Raw genomic sequence first — 18,964 nt, forward strand, 5'->3', positions numbered from 1 at the left:
TTCTTCAAGGTCATAGTTGCGCCGTGACAAGAGCCGTGAAATCAATCACGGGATTTACGCAAGGGGAAACTGTGCGATGATTATTGATGCCGCACAGACGGAGTTGCCCGAGATTAAAGACGCCGATGTTTGTATAATTGGCGGCGGTGTCGCGGGACAAACACTCGCGATGCGGCTCGCGGCGCAAAAGCAACATGTCGTCCTGCTTGAAAGCGGTGGTCGGGATTTCGACCCGCAAACGCAAAAGCTGTCCGAGGGCGAAAACATCGGTGCGCCTTATTATGATTTAGAGACAACGCGCCTGCGCCTCTTTGGGGGTACGGCGGCAATTTGGGGTGGGCGCTGCGCAGAACTTGACCCGATTGATTTTAAAAAACGTGACTTCATTCCCCATAGCGGATGGCCGATTAGCAAGTCTGATTTAGACCCCTATTATGCGCGCGCCTTTGACAGCCTCGGCTTGGCCCGCCCGGGCGAAGGGCGGCTTTGGGACACATTAAACCGTCAAAGACCAGCCTTTGATCCCAACAAGCTTGAAGCGGACCTTTGGTGTTTTGACGAGAACGGCGAGCGCTTTACCAACCCTACGCGCGGAAATTTATCGGACATCGAAATTGTGCTCAATGCAACCATGACAGAGCTTGACGTCGGCCCGTCTGGCGCGGTGCAATCCGTGAGCGTGCAAACACCAAACAAGGCCTCTGCCAGAATTAAAGCCAAGACATTTGTCCTCGCCGCAGGCGCAATCGAAACCACACGCCTATTGATGGGGGCGGTTCCCGCAAGGCCCAAGGGTTTGGGTAATGACCACGGGCAGTTGGGACGATATTTTATGGAACATCCCCATGCGCGCGGCGGACAGATTATCCCTCATAGCCTCGCGCAATCGCTCATGGTTTTGCCGCGCGCGCTTCGGTCTGATGGTCGGCGCTATGCGGCTTATTTACGACCGGCTGAACGTCTGCAAGAAGAGCTCGGTATCCTGAATACATCTATTAGTTTTGCACCGCGCCGTCACGCAGGCGGCACTATGGAATTATTTCGCGCCGCGACCAATAAGCTTAAACACGATCTGCCCAGCACAAAGTTTTGGCGCTCACTCTACAAGGGCCTTAAGGGTGCAGCTATTCGCGGCCTTGAATGGACGGACCCGTGGGCGTCTGTCATGAATATGAAACTGTCGCGCGGCAAGCTTGGGCTTTATGCCGTTGTCCGCGCAGAACAAGCCCCCAATCCCGATAGCCGCGTTACGTTGTCACCCGATAAGGACGCCTTTGGTCTGCCGCTCGCCGCCCTTGATTGGCAACTCTCAGAGCTTGATAAACATAGCGTCACAGTATTGATGAAAACCTTGGGCGAAGAATATGAACGCCTTGGCTGGGGCATAGTCGAGCCCGCCGCTTGGCTATCTGATGAGACTCAGAAATGGGCGATTGACCCGCTGATTTCGGCTCATCCCATCGGCGGTTATCACCATATGGGCGGCACCCGCATGGGCGATGACCCAACCACCAGTGTCGTTGATAAAAACGGCCGCCTACACGCAAGCCCGAACCTTTATATCGCCAGCAGCAGTGTATTTCCAACAAGCGGTTGGGCCAACCCAACAGTCACCATCATGGCGCTGGCCGAACGCCTAGGTGATCATATTGCGAGCCACCGCAAATAGATTTTCTTAATTACCGCTCCTCGCCAAGCTCTGGGATAATTCGCCCTTTTTCATCTGTTAATCTATAGCTGATCTTCGTCACAAGACCCTTGCGCGTTTCAGGGTCGTCATCAGTTTGAAGCGGCTCAAAATCCCAAGATTCGACGCATTTTAATGAATTTCGTTCAAATACCGCCTCTGTGGAGTTGATAATCGTCGCGTTAGTAACTTTACCACTATCATCAACATCATACCTAACATTTGCATGACCAGACCGCTTTGCTGAACGCGGCATAATGGGTGGGAAGCGTACTGCCGGGATGGGGGCGTCTGCACGCATCTCGTCATAAGGCCAACATTTGCAAACGCCTGCCTGTTCGGCTTCTGCTAGTTTCCCGTCTTCATTAATATGAGACATCATAATCAACCATTTACCAAACGCGGTTTTGACAATGGGATGATCTTTTGTCACGACGTCTTCGAGGTTTTGCATAACAACTTGATATTCAAGCGCCGCGTCGATTGGGTTATCGTGGCGGAGCAGGTTACCTTTGTAAATGCGGGTCGCATAAGGGAATATTGACTGATACTCATGCCCTTCCCCTTGGAAAATTTCGAGCGCTTCGTCGTATTTTTGAGCCGCGCCACGGTCACGTCCTGCCGCATAATCCAGCAAGCCGGAGAGGGCCGTGATCTCGCCGTCAAATGTGCTGCCTTGCAATCCTTTGGCTTCAATCAGCTTTTGTGCGTCACTGATAAAAGGCTTGGCGCGCTTGAATTTTTCCGTCGTCACGATGAGTTGCGTCATGGCCACGTAACGCTCTAGCTTGTCTTCGGCCTCGGCTTTGGTTGTCTCTGGGGCCAGTTCAACCGCGCGCTCGAAAGCCTTTATCGCGGCTTCTCTTTTATCCGCTGGTAAAACACCCGCGTAGTTATAAGCCAAGTCCCCCGTGGTTTTGCTATCACCCAGTAACTTTTCAGCCTGATCCCACGCTTTTTTGGCATGTTTGACCATAGCATCACGATCGCCTGCTTTTTGCGCGGCCGTGAAAGCTTTATAAGGCTTGAGGACTTCGGGCGGTGTTTGGGCCGCGCTGGGTAGCGCCACCAGACATGCCAATGACGCCCCAATGATTAGTTTTTTGAACATCGAAATCCCCATATCACTGAATATTAGGAAACAGTAAAATACAGCTAGGGATTGTCAATGCGTAAGCTGTGTTTACTGGCCCTTACGTCATCAAGCGTACAGACATTCGGGCTAGTAAACGTCTTGGCTTTCGCGGTCAAAGACGGTGTAGGTGAACGGCACTGTCAGGTCCTTGCGGTAATCTGCGGGCTCATCCCCTGTTTTTGGTGCAAAGCTATAGTCTGAGAGTTTCCGTTCTGAGCGTGCGACATAGGCATCCCCCGGCCAGCTATCCAAAACACGGATATTGGTCGGTTGTCCGCTATCGGTCACGTCAACTTTTAATATCGCATAACCAGAGCCCAGATTATTATTCACCGTAATGGTGTTATCGATCTTACTGCCACGGTCTGTCACAGCAACCTTTGGCGTAGTTTGGGTATAAGGCCAGCAATCACACAGCCCAGCCGCTTTGGCCTCGTCCAGTTTATTGGTAAATTCCAGCCGCGCACGGGCGTTGACCCAACGCCCAATGGTATGGGCGACCAGCCCGTTTTGACGCCCAAGCGTGTCTTCAATAGCGTCGCGCGATGTTTGGTACGCCAGTGCCGCTGACAGAAAGTCACCCGCCCGTTCATGGGCATAACCCACGGCGTTTGAGGCCGCCGCCATATATTTTGGTTGCACCATTTTTGGATTGGCTTGAAAAATTGATAGCGCACGCTCAGCTGTTTTTGCGCACTCCTTCTGAATGCGCGCAGCAAATTCTTCGGGATTTTGTTTCAATTCCAGTCGCGACCCTGTGCGGCCCGACGGATTAGGCGGCTGATTGGCCGCGCGCGCGGCCCGGCGGTTACACGCATTGGTGTCATGAACCAGTAATTCACCAACAAACACAGTGCGGGATAACCCGTTTTTAGCGGCATATTGCTGGGCCATGCGGCTACGGTCCACGGCATCATCAAGCTCGCCTGATTTCTCAAACGCTTTGACCAGTTCAACCTCACGCTCCATACGGATTTCGCTGGTTGCCGACAATTCCGCAGCGCGCTCTAAGGCTTTAAGCGATGACTTGGGATTACCGCGGGCTTGCTCTAAAAACCCGTAATTAAACGCCAAATCGCCTGTTGTCTTACCATCACCGATGGCAGATTCTGCGTTCTTCCACGCTTTGCGGCCCTCTGATAGGGCGGTCTTATAATCTGCCGCCTCCATCGCCGCATTATACGCCTTGTAAGCATCCATAACATTGGACGGCACTTGCGCCGCAGCAGGCGTGCAGAGCAACATAGCCATAGCAGCAGAGGCAAGCAAAGTTTGGGGGAGCGTTTTCATAAGGCCTCACAAGGTTAGGTTTAATGTAAACCTATCGTGAAAAGCGGCTTTGTCAAATTATTATTGATAAACGATAATTAAAAGCCGTCCATATTGCGGTGATAAATTGCTGTACCGCCGTTTCTCTGCGCGACGTAATTGGCAATGCCCCAAATGTGGAGATACCACATCAAGCTAAAAACCGCATAGAGCATCAGGAATATGACAAGAATTATCTTGGTGCTGAGTTTTTCAAAATGCGCCGCTAACGCTGAAAAATCCGGGTCTGCGCCGCTCATATCCATTGTTTCAAGCGCAGACACATCAGCCCCCGAGAACAACACTATCATGCCAATAAACATAATGATGGTCATGAGCACATAGCCGCCAATGGCCGTCAGCGCGTAGGCCCCGGAAAGCGGCAAGCCAATGCCCTTGGTAATCGACCACCCGTTGAACACCCGCAGCGTTTCGTCACGCACAGAGAGCGCCGCCGCAGGCGCCCAACGCATGAAAATAACAACAAGCGCAACAAGGAACGCAATGATACCGAAAAAGCCCACTAATCCAACAATAACGCCAAGTCCCGTTGACCCTGTGGCCTGCGCCCCTGCCCCCAACAGGCCAAAAATGACCGCAACCATAATCGCGCCAAGAATATAAATACCGACAAAACAGAGATAGATGATGAGTTGCGTCAACATAACCATGACTTCGTCACGCCCAAATCGCAACGGCACAAGGCCTTTGTCGATACCGTGAAAGACATTTTTATGCATGGCGGCTTCTAACATCGCCATCACCACCCATGACGCAATAAACAACAGAAATATTGACCCCGATAAGGACTGCATCTGGCTAAACATTGTGCTGGCGACCACACTCTCAGGTGTATTATTATTTTCCATGGCAATGATGGTTTGAAAAAATTCTGCATAGGCCATGATAAGCCCGCGCCCGAATATAAAATAGACCAGTAGCAATAGCGCCGCCGCCCAAAGCACAATTCTGAAAAGAAAGTTGCGACCGCCTGGCATAGTCCACGGCGTCATGATCGCGTCTGTGACGTCGAATTTTTGCATATCTTTGGCCATGGTAAATCCCCTTTGTCCCACCGTCATATAGCAACACAAAACAGTCAAGACCCTATGTCGCTCTTTACAATTTTGGGCGCTGCGTTACAGGGGCGGCATGACACAAAAAAGCGCAATAAAACCCGTTCATATCATTGGTGCCGGCATGGCCGGATCTGAGGCCGCATGGCAATGCGTGCGGCGCGGCGTCCCTGTTATCTTGCACGAAATGCGGCCTGTCCGCATGACTGACGCGCATAACACAGACGGATTTGCGGAACTGGTCTGTTCTAATTCGTTTCGATCTGATGATAAACACGGCAATGCGGTTGGCGTGCTGCATGAGGAAATGCGAAAATCCGATAGCTTGATTATGGGTATGGCGGATATGACAAAGCTGCCCGCAGGGGGTGCGCTGGCCGTTGACCGCGACGCGTTTTCTGATGCTGTGTCAATGATACTGCGCCAACATCCGTTGGTTACCGTCGAATACGGCGAGGTCAAAGGCCTACCGCCGAAAGCCTGGGGCAATACCATTATCGCCACTGGCCCCCTCACCGCGCCGTCACTGGCAGGTGCCATATTAAAAGAGACGGGCGAAGACAGTCTTGCATTTTTTGATGCCATTGCGCCGATTGTTTATAAGGACAGCATTGATTTTGACAAAGCGTGGATGCAATCGCGTTATGACAAAAAAGGGCCTGGCGGCGACGGCGCGGATTACATCAACTGCCCGCTTGATGAGACACAATATCTGCGCTTCATCGACGCGCTAGTCGAGAGTGACAAGACTGAGTTTAAAGACTTTGAAAAAGACACGCCCTATTTTGAAAGCTGCCTCCCGATTGAGGTCATGGCCGCACGCGGAGCGGAGACATTGCGTTGGGGCCCGATGAAACCTGTCGGCCTGACCAACCCACATAATCCGACCGTCAAAGCCCATGCCATTGTGCAGCTTCGCCAAGATAATGCGCTCGGCACGCTCTATAATATGGTTGGGTTTCAAACGAAGATGAAATACGGCGCACAGGCCGAGATTTTCAAGCAAATCCCGGGACTAGAAAAAGCGCGCTTTGCCCGGCTCGGCGGTATTCACCGCAACACATTTATCAACTCACCAAAGCTCCTCAATAAGCAACTTCAGCTTAAATCGCGTCCTGATCTTCGCTTTGCGGGACAAATTATGGGCGTTGAAGGTTATATTGAAAGCGCTGGGTTGGGCCTGATCACGGGCCGTATGGCGGCCGCCCAAGCGCTAGGCGAGAGCTATCCCGTCCCGCCGCTGACCACCGCCATGGGGTCACTGGTGGAGCATGTCACAGGCGGGTTTATGAGTGGCCCAAAGGCGACGTTCCAGCCGATGAATGTCAATTTCGGCCTGTTCCCACCTGTTGAAGGCGAGATTAAATATCCCAAAGTGAACGGCAAACGGCTACGCGGCAAAGACAAGACACGCTACCGCAAGGGCTTGCTCGCAAAGCGCGCTTTGGTGGATATAGAAGATTGGACGAAAGCGCTTTAATCAAGCCCGCGCGTCAGAATATAGACGTCCATATTAATGCGGCGGTCATTGTTGTCTGGATCGCCATTTGTCCAGCTATTAAAACTGCGTATGACTATACGAACTTCTCCGTCGCCTAAGGCCAAATCAATTGGCAGAAGGTCAGCTTTGATCTGCCCTTCTGTGAAGCCTTGACTATCTATCCATTCGGCGGGGTTAAACTGGGCGCTCTCTCCATCATTTGAAGACAGTATTAGAATTTCGTCCTTTATCTCTGCCTTAAAAACATCACTTTTGATAAAGTCGTTTCGGTCGCTATTGATGTAGAGATTGATCGGCCCATAAAGCATGGCAAACCCGTCAACCGGGATTGGGTTATCGGCGCTGTAATAGCTGATCTCATTATCACGCCCATACCGGTTAGGTTCGCTGATTTTATCAAGCCCCAACGCCGTCTCTATACGTCGTTGGTTATCTTTAGTCGGATGCATGGCATCTTCACTGGGCTTATCAACGGTTACCATGCTGATATCCGTGTTTGATAAAACCTTGGCGACATTGTCCTCTAATCCAGCATTCATCAAATAGCCAAATGCCCCTTTGGCTTTGCGCGCGGCGTCCTTATCCGTGATGGTCAGGGGCGATATCAGTGTCCCGTCAGCCGCCATAATACCCGCTTTTTTTAGCTGCGCCTCAAACCGCATGGATTGGTTTGTGACTGACAACTGTCCTGCCCCAAATGTCCCCAGCAGCAGCAACGCCGCCGCGCTACCCGGGATAATCCGAATGTCACGCTTGCCCTTTGGCCCGAAGGTAAACCATAGCCCCAGTCCCAGCGCCCATGTCACGCCAATAGTCAGCGCAAAGCGTTGCGGCGTATAACCGTACTCATTAATGCGGACGAAAACGGCGATAGCCAGCATGATTGTGGCGGGAATAGAGAGCGGGAACCAGAGACGACGAAACAATTTGGCCAAGGCTTTCGCACGAATAAAGGGCGGCTCCAACGCCAGCCATGTCAGCGTCCCAATAATAAGAAACGGCAGGGTCAGTCCAGCAATTTCACCCTTTGGCAGGCTACCCGCCGCGACAATCTTTACGCCATAAGCCAGCAGGATAAGCGCGTAAATCAGCGTCAATGGCGCGAGCAACCACGTGCCCAGAAACGCCACAGATTTGGATACAAAGCCCGGGTCGTCATAAAGCTCCGCATGGTCTTCATTGGCAGGCGGCAAGGTCGAGAGCCAAAATAAGGGCGCGAGAAAGCCAAAACCAATGGGATAGATTAAATCCTGCGTTAGGCGCCGTATATTTAATCCAAATAGCGTCTTGAGCGCCTCTGTGATAAACAGCATCCCCAGCAGGAAAATGACAGAGCCGACGACGGCAAACATAACCCCCGTCCAAAGCTTATGCGTGAAATCCCAGACATGCAGGTCATCACGCCCTCGTCGCCACCGCACCGCATTACCCAGCAGCAGGATTACCGCCCCAATCGCCATAATTGGATTAAGCCGCAAGCTTTCAGAGAACCATGCCAAAACCGCGATACCGACTGACAAACCGAGTTGCAGGGGCAGATTACGAAGCTTGCCTTGCCCTTCGCTTGCCAGCGTCAGGCTGACTGACACATAGGCCCCAATAATCAAGCCAAGACAGAGCAAGCCCAAGTGCTGGCGATTATCAAGATTATCAAAACCAATGACAACGACGATGAGCGTGAAAATCGCCATGCTGATGACGGCGACTGGAAAGCGGGTGAATACCGCGCCTAAGTCGGGCGCTTTTTGAAATAATGATGCTATTTTGCTTGCCATATTATCCTCTAAATATTTCCGCGCATAACCGCACCCATTAATGTTAGTCGCTTTGATAATGGCCCGTAATTGACCGTATCTGTGGCGGGGTCGTGGCCCGAATGCGTTAATTTTGCGAGGAATTTAGGCACAAGCGCGGCGTAAGCCACCCCCGGAAAGGCGCTAGCGGGCAAGGTCTTCAAGCCAGCTTTCGCATCCTTATGGGCATCCCGCGCCGCCTCGCAAATCTGGTCGTAATCCAGTTCTGATAATATGCCGTCCTTATAATAACCCCACGCCCGCGCCAGCCCCGTCAGACCCCAGGCTTCGCCAGCGCGCAACACGGCCTCATCAGGCTCTGTGCCAAGGCATTTTACCGCCATTTGCATTAAGACGCCTGATGTCTGCGCCGCGTAATCGCGGGCAACATCCACAGTCTTAAAGGGTTCGGGGTCTAAGTCCCTTGCACGTCCGTCGATTAATCTATCAACCCAAAAACGCGGCATATCTACCCGTAATAACATCTCAGCCAAGGGGGTGGAAACCTCATGCTTGCGCACAGCCTTAACGCCAGCGCTATAAACCTCATCCACACAATCGCGCCACCATTGATACCGAATTTGCCCAATCATCGGCTCGCTGACCAATTCAGGCACTTTAGCAAGTTCAGCGTGAAAGGCGTATAGCGTGAGTAAGTCAGCACGGCCCTCTTTGGGCGCAATCATTGCACTTCGATATCGATCGGGATCCACAGATTTGACATTGGCGATGACGGTGTCCGGCAACATATTTTTAATTAGACCTTTCAATTCGGAACTAAACGCCCATCTATATCGTAGTCTTTACAACGGGACGGCTTTGTCCTTAATTATACCTAACCTTACAACCGGAGAGATAACATGGCTATTGAATTACCAGACCTACCCTATGCGCGCGATGCGCTTGCCCCTCATATTAGCGAGAACACGCTAAACTATCACTACGGCAAACACCACCAAGCCTATGTTAACAAACTCAATGATATGGTCAAAGGCACTGATTTCGCCGATGATAGCTTAGTCTCTATTGTGCGCAACACCGCGGGCAAGAAAGAACGCCAAGGCATGTTCAACAATGCCGCCCAAGTGTGGAACCATACATTTTACTGGCACTCTATGGCCCCTAATGGTGGCGGCAAACCGTCAGGCAAAATCGGCAAAGCGATTGATGCCTCCTTCGGCAGCTATGACAAATTTGTCGAGGCCTTCAAAGCCAAAGGCGGCGGACAGTTCGGGTCAGGCTGGGCATGGCTCGTGCAAAAAGAAGACGGCTCGCTCGACGTCATGAATACGGCTAACGCTGAAACACCTGTAACCGACACATCCGTCACACCGCTTATGACGATGGATGTTTGGGAACATGCCTATTATTTGGATTATCAAAATTCACGTCCAAACTATATGAATAGCTTTTTGGAAAATCTGGTGAATTGGGAATTTGCCGAGCAGAACATGGCTTAAGAGCCCTCACGACTTAAGAAAAACCCGCTGATTAAAGCGGGTTTTTTTATGCGTGAAAAAAGGGAAGCGAAGGAACACTATCCTTTAAACTTCCGCAGGCACTTCGCCAGATATTTTCCCGCCGCGCTTTAGCTTTAGGATGAGCAGCAATGGCGAGGCGACAAAGATAGATGAATAGGTCCCGACCAATACACCCCAGATCATCGCGAATGAGAAGCCGCGCAGGCCGTCACCACCCAGGAAATATAGCGCAGTCAAAGCGAGCAGCGTCGTCATCGATGTCAGGATTGTGCGTGACAGCGTGTCATTAATGGACAGGTTTAAAACTTCGGGCAGCGGCATCTTTTTAAACTTACGCAGATTTTCGCGAATACGGTCATATACAATAACCGTATCATTCAGCGAGTAACCCACAATGGTCAGAATAGCCGCAATAATAGACAGGTTAAATTCAATCTGCGTGAGACTAAAGACACCAATGGTCAAGATAACATCGTGAAACAGCGCCGCCACGGCGCCCGCGCCAAATTGCCATTCAAAACGGAACCAAATATAGAGCAGCACCATCGTCAGCGCGAGCACGATAGAGAGTATCCCCTTCTCTCGCAGTTCGCCAGAGACTTTGGAGCCGACAACGTCTTGGTTGCGGATGTTAAATTCGCCAATACTGTCTTTCAGTCCCGCTATAACGGCATTTAGGGCGTCCTGCTGTGCTGTCGCCCCCGTTTCTTCTGTCTCAGGCTGCAAGGGTATTCCGACACGCACATAATCATGGTCAACGCCGCTATCGGGCGGCGGGGCGATATTTTGCACTGTGCCGCCACCAAAGCCAAGCTCAGCCAGTGTCGCGCGAATTTTATCGGGTTCAGGATCCGCGCCCGTGTCGATTTCAATGACAGTACCACCTGTGAAATCAATACCGTAATTCAGACCCTTCGTCGCAAACAGATAGACTGACGCAATCATGGCAAGCGTGGATAAAATCGCCGCAATTGTGCGGCCTTTGATAAAGGGGATTTTGGGTTCTTTGGGAAGGAACCGAACGAGAGAGATATCTTTCATGGGAGCCTCCTAAATCGGCAATTTTTTGGGACGGCGCGACCGAAGCCATGTCGCCGTCATCAAGCGGGCCACAACAACGGCCGTAAAGACTGACATCACAATCCCAATGGCAAGGGTCACCGCAAAGCCGCGAATAGGACCAGAACCGACGAAGTAAAGCGTTACCGCCGCAATGAGTGTTGTGATGTTGGCATCCAAAATTGGCGCAAGGGACAGACGGTAACCCGTTTCAATCGCGTTGACGGGCGGACGGCCATTATGAGCTTCCTCACGTATCCGCTCAAAGATGAGCACATTGGCATCCACCGCCATACCAATCGTCAAGATAATCCCTGCAATCCCTGGCAAGGTCAGCGTCGCACCCAGCAACGACAGCGCCGCTGCAATCAGCATGATATTAATAGTCAGCGCCAGGTTCGCGATTGTCCCGAAACGAAGCCCGTAAGACATCCACATAAATATGGCTACGCCAATAAGGCCCAAGATAGAGGCAATCTTACCCGCGTTAATACTGTCATTACCCAGTTCCGCTGACACAGTGCGTTCTTCGACGATAATCAATTTCGCTGGCAGGGCACCAGCATTTAGCAGCAGTGATAATTCCCGCGCGCTATCCAAGGTAAAGCTACCCTCGATGAAACCAGAACCGCCTGTGATGGCACCATTAATACGCGGGGCGGTGATGATCTCTTTATCTAGCACCACCGCAAAGCGCTTACCCAAATTACGGGAAGTCAATTCGCCAAAGATTTTTGCGCATTTGATATTAAAGCTAAAGTTTACAATCGGATAACCGCCTGTAGGGTGTAGACCTTCAGAGCTGTTTTTTAAGCACTCACCCGTAATTTGCGTACGCTTTTGTATAATCAGTCCGCTAGGGCTGTCTTGTTGCAAATAGTACACGGCACCGGGGGGTAGTTTACCTTGAGCGGCAAGCTGCATCGCGCGTTCAGAATTGCTTTCTTCGCGCACCATATGAAAGGACAAGTTCGCGGTCTGGTTAATCCGGGACTTGATATCTCCCACATTTTTCGCACCGGGAACTTGAAGTAAGATACGGTCATCGCCTTCGCGGGCCAGTGTCATTTCCGTCGTACCAGTCGGGTCAATCCGTCGGCGTAGCACCTCAATTGATTGCTCAATCGTGCGCTTTTGAATGGCCTCAATATTGGCCTCTGTAATAGTGACTTTGAAATCACGCTCGCCAACTTTTTCAACGCGGGTGGTTTTCTCAGACCCCAACGCCGTAGGATCAATAGCTTCGGATAGGTCGTTTAGGATGCCCATTGCGCGTTCAACGTCCTCGGCTTTGCGAATACGGCCCACAACGGCCCCGTTCTCAACGCGCAAATATTCAGTTTGTAGGCGCTCAGCATCACGAAAGGCAGACCGCACGGCTTCAAGCTCATTATCCAGCGCTTGTTCCAAAACGCTGGTCAAGTCGACCTCCAGCAGCATATGCGCGCCGCCCTGCAAATCGAGGCCCAGATTAACAGTACGCTGCATCGACTCTGGGAACTTCTCGCGCACATCAGAGCTAACTCCATTGGGCAGCGCCAGCAAAAAGCCAAACAAAACGGCGGCGATAATACCGAGCGTTTTCCATTTAGAGAAATAAAGCATAGCAAGCCTATTCAGTCATACTGTGGGCGGTGGCCCATTATGAAAAAAGCGCAGGACAAGCCCGCGCAATTCGTTTTATTTTTTTGTCTTTTTCTTGGCGGGCGCATCATTGGCAGGCTCTGGACGGCCGCGCACATCGGCAACCATTGTACGGACGCATTTAACTTTGGTGCCTTCACCGAGGTCAACGACCAGCTCGTCATCTGTTGCTTTGACAACTTTCCCAATCAGGCCGCCACTTGTCACAATCGTATCCCCGCGCACGATGGATTCGAGCAAAGCCCGGTGCTTTTTAATGCGTTGGTTTTGCGGACGAAAAATTAGGAAGTAAAAGATAAAACCGATTAAAATCAGCGGAAAGATTTGCGCGATAAGCGAGCCTGCACCCGGTGCTGGTGCGGTTTGCATGACGATATTTAACATATGATCCCCGATATGGATGTGGCGCAGTCTTGGCTATGGCCCGATACGCAAAGCTTGTTTGTGCCTATATAGAGTGCAAGCGCGTGATTGCAACGATTTGACGTGATTAACATGCAAAAAACGACGCCCACGGGCCGGTTCAGTCTGGGGTTGCCGCACACAAAAGGCGACATGTTGCCATGCCGCCTTTATGAAAGGAAAGCGTTTGGGGTTGCTTTACTTCAAACAGTGACCGGCAGGCAGCGTGATACGCTGTCCGGGTGAAATGGCAGCGGCATCGCCAATGTTATTAATCGCCGTAATGTCGCCAACACTGACACAGGCACGGCGCGAAATACCGTAAAGCGTATCTTTAGGCAGCACCGCATAGATATTGGATGTGGGGATAGGCTCTACATTACGCACTAATGTCGTGCTACGCGGTGTAGCCGCCGGCTGCGTTACAGAGATATTAGACGCTGTTGTGACAGGTGCCGTAAAAGTCTCTGTCGTGACAACAGTTTGGCTCGGCAAGTTAATCGTTTGACCAAGCTTTAGCGTATTATTTGTCATGCCATTGGCGGCTTTTAGCGCGCTGACCGTGACATTATTGCGTTTGGCAATGTTATAGAGCGTATCGCCCTTCACAACATAATGGCTGGCCTGTGTTTTTGACATGATAGGCGCGCGGTAGGTGATGGACGGCGTCGTGGCCGCAATCACTGTACCCGCAGGAACCGCACTGCGTGTCGTCACAGGCACAGGTTGGTTGATTGGCATTGTCTGCACAGTCGTCACAGGAGCTTCAAACAATTCAATCTGGTAACCGTGGCTGTCTGTCACGAACTGGCTACCGCTTGTTTGCGCGGTTGTTGCTTGGCTAATCCCAGTATAGGCGCCCTGGCCATAGTTATTGCGACTGTTTTGAAACGCGCGGATTTTATCGGCCTCATCCAGCAGAGCTTGATATTCTTCGGGGCTAACGTCGCCCGGCTTGATAAATTGTGCGCGCACAACATTGTTATCAAACTGCGTCGCGGGTTCTACGACCGTGTTAGTCTGCGCTGATGCGCCCGCCGCTATAATCAAGGCCGTTGATAGCCCTAGTAATGTTTTCAAACAGGCCATAATGCCCTCCTGTGGTGTATTTCACCCGCAAGATGAACGAACAGGGTTAATTCTTCGTTATAAAAGCGTTTACAAAGAGTAGGATTTAAAGCGTCTTACTTTTGCCCGCTTCAATCATCGGCAGCGTCAGTGGCATGATGGTTTGTGTCTCCATCCGCACCCGGGCTTTGCGCACGACGGTAAGCTGCCCGTCTACAGAGCCGACCAAGACACCATTTGGCGCAAGTTGGTCAAGCAGCATATCAGGCACAGCCCGCACGCCGCAGCTTAGCATGATGCGGTCAAAGGGCGCTTGGCCGGGCCAGCCGTAACGCCCGTCTCCGTGGCGGCTGACAACATTATGCACGCCCGCCAGCTTGAACCGCGCCTCTGCACTGTCAATTAAGCTATTGTAACGCTCCACCGCATAGACGCGGGTGACTGTGCGCGACATGACCGCCGCGTGATAGCCAGAGCCAAGCCCAATTTCGAGCAGCTTATGCTCTTTGGACAACTCCAGCACTTGCGTCATCATGGCGATGTGAAACGGCGCGCTGATGGACTGCCCGCACTCAATCGGTAGGGATTGGTCCCCGTAAGCTTTGTCGCGCAGCGCCTCTGGCACAAAGATTTTGCGCGCAATTAATTCCATCCCGCGCAACACGCTATTATCCGATATGCCCCGCCCACGCAAAGCCATAATCATGTCGATGCGTTCTGGGTCGAACACGGGGCTTAACCCTCAAAGCTTTCCGATAAATCGTTTAACGTATCCAGATGCGTCAGATCCGTATGTAGCGGCGTCACCGAAATATAGCCGTCATAAATTGCGCGCAAGTCTGTGCCCGCGGGCGGGTTTGATTTCGCAGCGCCATATGTCAGCCAGAAATAATTTCCGCCGCGCGGATGGTCGCGTTTATCAACGCCCGTCATTTGAAAATCACGGTGGCCCTGGCGGGTGATTTGCACGCCTTTGACGCCGTCTACGGGGGTATCAGGGAAGTTAATCGACAAGATGACGTTATGCGGCCAGCCATTTGATATTAAACGCTTTATCAGTTTCGGACCATGCGTTTCGGCGGTTTCCCACGGCAGGCTACGCGCGCCTTGAAATCCGCGCGCAAGGGACAGCGCAATTGACGGAATCCCCATTTGCATGCCTTGCAAGGCACCTGCAATTGTCCCGCTAAACGTCACGTCCTCGGCCAAGTTCTGCCCCCGGTTCACCCCCGACAAAACAAGGTCAGGCGGCCCGTCGGCAAGGATATCTTTTAACGCCACAATCACACTATCCGTTGGCGTGCCAGTCACGGCGTAAACTTGGCTCTCCAATTTCTTTGCCATGACGGGCGAATGCAAAGACACCCCCCGCGACGCCGCTGACATTTCCGTGTCGGGCGCGACCACCCAAACATCGTCAGACAGCTCTGCCGCGATACGGCGCAGCACGGCCATGCCAGGCGCACGGACACCATCATCATTGGTCAAAAGTATTCTCATGTTGCGACCTTTCCGGTCCCCCTCATCAAGAAGGCAGTCTTAATTAATCACCGTCTTGCCGCCCATATAGGGCACAAGCACGTCAGGCACAGTAATCGTCCCGTCTGCATTTTGGTAATTTTCCAGCACAGCGACCAATGTCCGCCCCACGGCCAGACCCGACCCGTTTAGCGTATGGACAAAACGGTTGTCTTTTGGCGCAAATTTATAGCGTGCATTCATGCGGCGGGCTTGGAAATCGCCGCAATTGGAAATGGAGCTAATCTCGCGGTACGTGTCTTGGCTCGGTAGCCAGACTTCAATGTCATAGGTGCGGCGCGCACCGAAGCCCAAATCACCCGTACAAAGCTCGACCACGCGGTAGGGTAGCTCTAATTTTTTCAGCACATTTTCTGCACAATCGAGCATCCGCAAATGCTCGGCCTCGCTATCTTCGGGCTTCGTGATAGAGACAAGCTCGACTTTGTTAAATTGGTGCTGCCGTATCATCCCCTTGGTATCGCGCCCTGCACTTCCGGCCTCAGAACGGAAGCACGGCGTATGTGCCGTCATACGGCGCGGCAAGGTGTCAGCGTCAAGGATGCTCTCGCGCACGGTGTTAGTGAGCGAGACTTCGGCGGTGGGGATGAGTGCAGTCTCAATACTAAACATACTTGATGCAATTCCATCATCTAGCTGTGAAGTATATTTCTTCAATACATCTGCTTTACGTTCTTCAAAATAACCAGAAATAGCTGCTTGCCGTGCGGTAAAATCCTCAATTTCTTGAAACTCAGGCATTTTCTGCTTTACTTCAGCCTCAACCTCCTGAGCAGCCAGAATTCCAGCTTCACCATACGCTTTGATAATGGCGTCCTTATCATAATTGGTCACCACAAATAAATCTTGAGCAAATTTTGGTAGCTGCCCTGTTCCAAATAATGCGTCTGGCCGCACCAAATAAGGCGGGCTACACTCCACATAACCGTGCTCTTCCGTTTGCAAGTCCAGCATGAAGGCGGCCAGCGCGCGGTCTAGCCGTGAGAGCATCCCGCTGAGCACAACAAAGCGTGAGCCGCTCATTTTGGCGGCGGTTTCAAAATCCATTTGGCTGCCGATGGGGCTTTGTAGGGCTTCGCCCAGCTCATCATGGCCCTTGACCTCAAAGTCAAAGCTGCGCGGTGTGCCGACCTTACGAAGCTCGACATTATCGTCCTCACTCTCGCCGTTCGGCACATCTTCAAACGGGATATTGGGCGTGCCCGCCAAAAGCGCGTCTAATATCGCCTGCTCTGACTCTAGCTGCACACCCAAGGCGGCGATGACGTTTTTCGCGCCTGCGACTTCGGTCTTTAGGCGTTCGGCTTCTTCCTTGTCACCCTTGCCCATGGCCATACCGATAAGCTTGGAGCTTTTATTGCGCGCGGCTTCGGCCTCTTGCTGCATGTTTTTACACTTACGGATGAGCGCGTCTTTTTCGAGTATCTCTTTAGACAGTGGCGGCTTTCCATCCCCAGGCAGGCCGCGCTTGGCCCAAAGGGCGTCAAACATGTCAGGGTTTTCGCGAATGGCTTTGATATCGTGCATGGCGGGGTCTCAGTTTTGAATTTCGCCCGTCTTAGCGGCATGGCGTGTAGGGGTAAAGACTAAATGGGGGTTGGGTGACAGGTGTTAAATCCTCGTCATTCCGACGCGACCCTGTAAGCGAAGCGTGGGGGCGCCCGGAACCCATCTCAAACTGTTACGGCAGACACCGCTTTCGATTGATAATGAGCGACATGGATAATGAATAACTTAGATACCGAGTGGACTGCGTCCCCGGCGGTATGACGTTACGCGGATTTTACCTCGTCCGCGTCCCCCTCGTCCGCTTTCTTCTCTATCAAGCGCACGGAAATAATCGAAATTTCATAGAGCAGATAAATCGCGCCACCCAGCACGATTTGCGTCATGGGGTCGGGCGGCGTCACAAAGGCGGCAAAGGCGGCAATACCGACCACGGCATAGCGGCGACCCTTCTTAAGTCCTGCCGAATTGACAATCCCGGCCCGCCCCAAAAGCGACAGCACAACAGGCAATTGAAACGACAGGCCAAAGGCAATGAACAAGGTCATAGCGAGGGATAAATATTCAGAGATTTTGGGCAGTAGCGAGATATCCCCACTGCCCGCGACATTCAGCCCGAAAGACAACACATAAGGAAAGACATAATAGAAAACCAACGCCGCACCTAGCGAAAACAAAAGCGGCGAAAGGATAAGATAAGGCAGAAACGCCCCGCGTTCATGTTTATACAGCCCCGGTGCAACAAAGCGGTAAACTTGAAACGCAATCACCGGAAAGGCGAGGATGATCCCGCCAAAAACCGCCAGTTTTACATTGACGAAAAACGTCTCAAGGATTTGCGTCGCGATCAGGTCAGTTGCGATGGGGTTGTTGCCGAGCTCAATCTGGGCGGCGTTATATTTCGCCACCGCGCCCCGAAACGGGCTAAGCAAAAAGGCGAGGATCTGCGGCAGAAACGGAATACAAGCGATAGCCCCAATGACCAGTGCTAGCACGGATTTTATCAGCCGCGCGCGAAGCTCTATGAGGTGCTCCAATAACGGCGCTTTGGACGCGTCAACCTCGTCGATATCACCTTCAATACCTTTGGTCATGACGCGCTATCTGGCTTTGGCGTTTCCGTTGGGGTATCGGGCGTTTTGGGATTGGACATTTCCGTGGCACTGCGGATGTCATCATCAAGGCTGCGCATATCCTCGGCAAAGGCTTCGTCTGATAGGTTTTCCAGCTTGCCCATATCTTTGAGCGCTGCGATTTCTTTGCGCAGCTCCGCCATTTCCGTCTCGGCTTCCATATCGGCAAATGCGTCTTTGAATTCTTGTCCCATGGCGCGGACTTTGGCCATGGCAGCGCCCATTTTACGCATCATCACAGGCAGGTCTTTGGGCCCGACCACGATAATCGCAATCAGCGCCAATACCAACATTTCTGCGAATCCGATTTGCGGTAACATTGATCCACCTGATCGGGGCTACGGGACGAAGGAGCGGCCTATTTGGTCTTCTTATCGGCTTTGGCGTCTGGCTTAATATCTTTGGGCGGGGTGACGTTAATCGCGTCATCAGCTTTATCCGTCGCCGTCTCTGCGCCGTCTTTGAGGCCCTTCTTAAAGGAGGTGATACCCTTACCCATGTCGCCCATAATAGAGCTGATCTTGCCTTTACCGCCGAAGAGCAGCACGACAAGCGCGAGTACAAGTAAAATTTGCCAAGGTCCAAGAGCCATGAGAATGTCCTAATTAAGCCTGCAGCCTATGTAGACGCTG

At 52.0% G+C, this 18,964-nt stretch carries 18 protein-coding genes; 3 read left to right on the forward strand and 15 right to left on the reverse strand.

Annotation, left to right across the window (positions count from 1 at the left end; translation table 11 throughout):
• The first annotated feature begins 76 nt into the window (after nucleotides 1-76).
• Nucleotides 77-1,669: an FAD-dependent oxidoreductase gene (locus AB6B37_RS09250; protein WP_371395487.1), complete on the forward strand. Its 1,593-nt coding sequence runs from the start codon at nucleotides 77-79 to the stop codon at nucleotides 1,667-1,669.
• A 10-nt stretch (nucleotides 1,670-1,679) separates the two neighbouring features.
• Here AB6B37_RS09250 and AB6B37_RS09255 read toward each other — a convergent pair whose 3' ends face one another.
• The 3 genes from AB6B37_RS09255 to AB6B37_RS09265 form a co-directional block, all read right to left on the reverse strand.
• A complete protein-coding gene (locus AB6B37_RS09255; protein ID WP_371395488.1) occupies nucleotides 1,680-2,798 on the reverse strand; it encodes an energy transducer TonB in 1,119 nt (372 codons plus the stop codon).
• A gap of 111 nt (nucleotides 2,799-2,909) precedes the next feature.
• A complete protein-coding gene (locus AB6B37_RS09260; protein ID WP_371395489.1) occupies nucleotides 2,910-4,112 on the reverse strand; it encodes a hypothetical protein in 1,203 nt (400 codons plus the stop codon).
• Nucleotides 4,113-4,189: 77 nt separating this feature from the next.
• Nucleotides 4,190-5,185, reverse strand: a complete 996-nt coding sequence (locus AB6B37_RS09265; RefSeq protein ID WP_371395490.1) for a hypothetical protein — start codon at nucleotides 5,183-5,185, stop codon at nucleotides 4,190-4,192.
• 97 nt (nucleotides 5,186-5,282) lie between these two features.
• On the opposite strand from AB6B37_RS09265, the gene trmFO reads away from it, so the two are divergent.
• Nucleotides 5,283-6,686, forward strand: a complete 1,404-nt coding sequence (trmFO, locus tag AB6B37_RS09270; protein ID WP_371395491.1) for a methylenetetrahydrofolate--tRNA-(uracil(54)-C(5))-methyltransferase (FADH(2)-oxidizing) TrmFO — start codon at nucleotides 5,283-5,285, stop codon at nucleotides 6,684-6,686.
• On the opposite strand, the gene AB6B37_RS09275 is transcribed toward trmFO, so the two are convergent.
• Nucleotides 6,683-8,482 (reverse strand): DUF4153 domain-containing protein, encoded by a 1,800-nt coding sequence (locus tag AB6B37_RS09275; RefSeq protein WP_371395492.1) that lies wholly within the window; start codon nucleotides 8,480-8,482, stop codon nucleotides 6,683-6,685. The two genes, trmFO and AB6B37_RS09275, sit on opposite strands and share 4 nt — an antisense overlap.
• An 8-nt stretch (nucleotides 8,483-8,490) precedes the next feature.
• A complete protein-coding gene (locus AB6B37_RS09280; RefSeq protein ID WP_371395493.1) occupies nucleotides 8,491-9,249 on the reverse strand; it encodes a squalene/phytoene synthase family protein in 759 nt (252 codons plus the stop codon).
• A gap of 111 nt (nucleotides 9,250-9,360) precedes the next feature.
• Between AB6B37_RS09280 and AB6B37_RS09285 the strand changes: the two genes are divergently transcribed.
• Nucleotides 9,361-9,960 carry a superoxide dismutase gene (locus AB6B37_RS09285; RefSeq protein WP_371395494.1) on the forward strand — a complete coding sequence of 200 codons (600 nt, stop codon included), beginning with the start codon at nucleotides 9,361-9,363 and terminating at the stop codon, nucleotides 9,958-9,960.
• Nucleotides 9,961-10,044: 84 nt separating this feature from the next.
• On the opposite strand, the gene secF is transcribed toward AB6B37_RS09285, so the two are convergent.
• The 10 genes from secF to AB6B37_RS09335 all read right to left on the reverse strand — a co-directional run bounded on the left by secF (nucleotide 10,045) and on the right by AB6B37_RS09335 (nucleotide 18,924).
• Nucleotides 10,045-11,022 carry a protein translocase subunit SecF gene (secF, locus tag AB6B37_RS09290; protein WP_371395495.1) on the reverse strand — a complete coding sequence of 326 codons (978 nt, stop codon included), beginning with the start codon at nucleotides 11,020-11,022 and terminating at the stop codon, nucleotides 10,045-10,047.
• A gap of 9 nt (nucleotides 11,023-11,031) precedes the next feature.
• Nucleotides 11,032-12,645, reverse strand: a complete 1,614-nt coding sequence (gene secD / locus AB6B37_RS09295) for a protein translocase subunit SecD (RefSeq protein ID WP_371395496.1) — start codon at nucleotides 12,643-12,645, stop codon at nucleotides 11,032-11,034.
• 75 nt (nucleotides 12,646-12,720) lie between these two features.
• A complete protein-coding gene (gene yajC / locus AB6B37_RS09300; protein ID WP_371395497.1) occupies nucleotides 12,721-13,068 on the reverse strand; it encodes a preprotein translocase subunit YajC in 348 nt (115 codons plus the stop codon).
• Between the two features lie 216 nt (nucleotides 13,069-13,284).
• Nucleotides 13,285-14,175, reverse strand: coding sequence for a LysM peptidoglycan-binding domain-containing protein (locus AB6B37_RS09305; protein WP_371395498.1), 891 nt, complete (start codon nucleotides 14,173-14,175; stop codon nucleotides 13,285-13,287).
• Nucleotides 14,176-14,260: 85 nt separating this feature from the next.
• Nucleotides 14,261-14,884 (reverse strand): protein-L-isoaspartate(D-aspartate) O-methyltransferase, encoded by a 624-nt coding sequence (locus AB6B37_RS09310; protein ID WP_371395499.1) that lies wholly within the window; start codon nucleotides 14,882-14,884, stop codon nucleotides 14,261-14,263.
• A 5-nt stretch (nucleotides 14,885-14,889) separates the two neighbouring features.
• Entirely contained in the window at nucleotides 14,890-15,654 is a 765-nt protein-coding gene (surE, locus tag AB6B37_RS09315; RefSeq protein WP_371395500.1) for a 5'/3'-nucleotidase SurE, read from the reverse strand.
• Nucleotides 15,655-15,693: 39 nt separating this feature from the next.
• Nucleotides 15,694-17,220 carry a serine--tRNA ligase gene (gene serS / locus AB6B37_RS09320; RefSeq protein WP_371395501.1) on the reverse strand — a complete coding sequence of 509 codons (1,527 nt, stop codon included), beginning with the start codon at nucleotides 17,218-17,220 and terminating at the stop codon, nucleotides 15,694-15,696.
• A gap of 245 nt (nucleotides 17,221-17,465) precedes the next feature.
• Nucleotides 17,466-18,281 (reverse strand): twin-arginine translocase subunit TatC, encoded by an 816-nt coding sequence (tatC, locus tag AB6B37_RS09325; RefSeq protein ID WP_371398441.1) that lies wholly within the window; start codon nucleotides 18,279-18,281, stop codon nucleotides 17,466-17,468.
• Between the two features lie 8 nt (nucleotides 18,282-18,289).
• Nucleotides 18,290-18,652, reverse strand: a complete 363-nt coding sequence (gene tatB, locus AB6B37_RS09330) for a Sec-independent protein translocase protein TatB (protein ID WP_371395502.1) — start codon at nucleotides 18,650-18,652, stop codon at nucleotides 18,290-18,292.
• Between the two features lie 38 nt (nucleotides 18,653-18,690).
• Entirely contained in the window at nucleotides 18,691-18,924 is a 234-nt protein-coding gene (locus AB6B37_RS09335) for a twin-arginine translocase TatA/TatE family subunit (RefSeq protein WP_371395503.1), read from the reverse strand.
• Nucleotides 18,925-18,964: the final 40 nt, after the last annotated feature.

It is taken from the genome of Fretibacter rubidus (genome assembly GCF_041429785.1).
Classification (GTDB): Bacteria; Pseudomonadota; Alphaproteobacteria; order Caulobacterales; family Maricaulaceae; genus Fretibacter; species Fretibacter rubidus.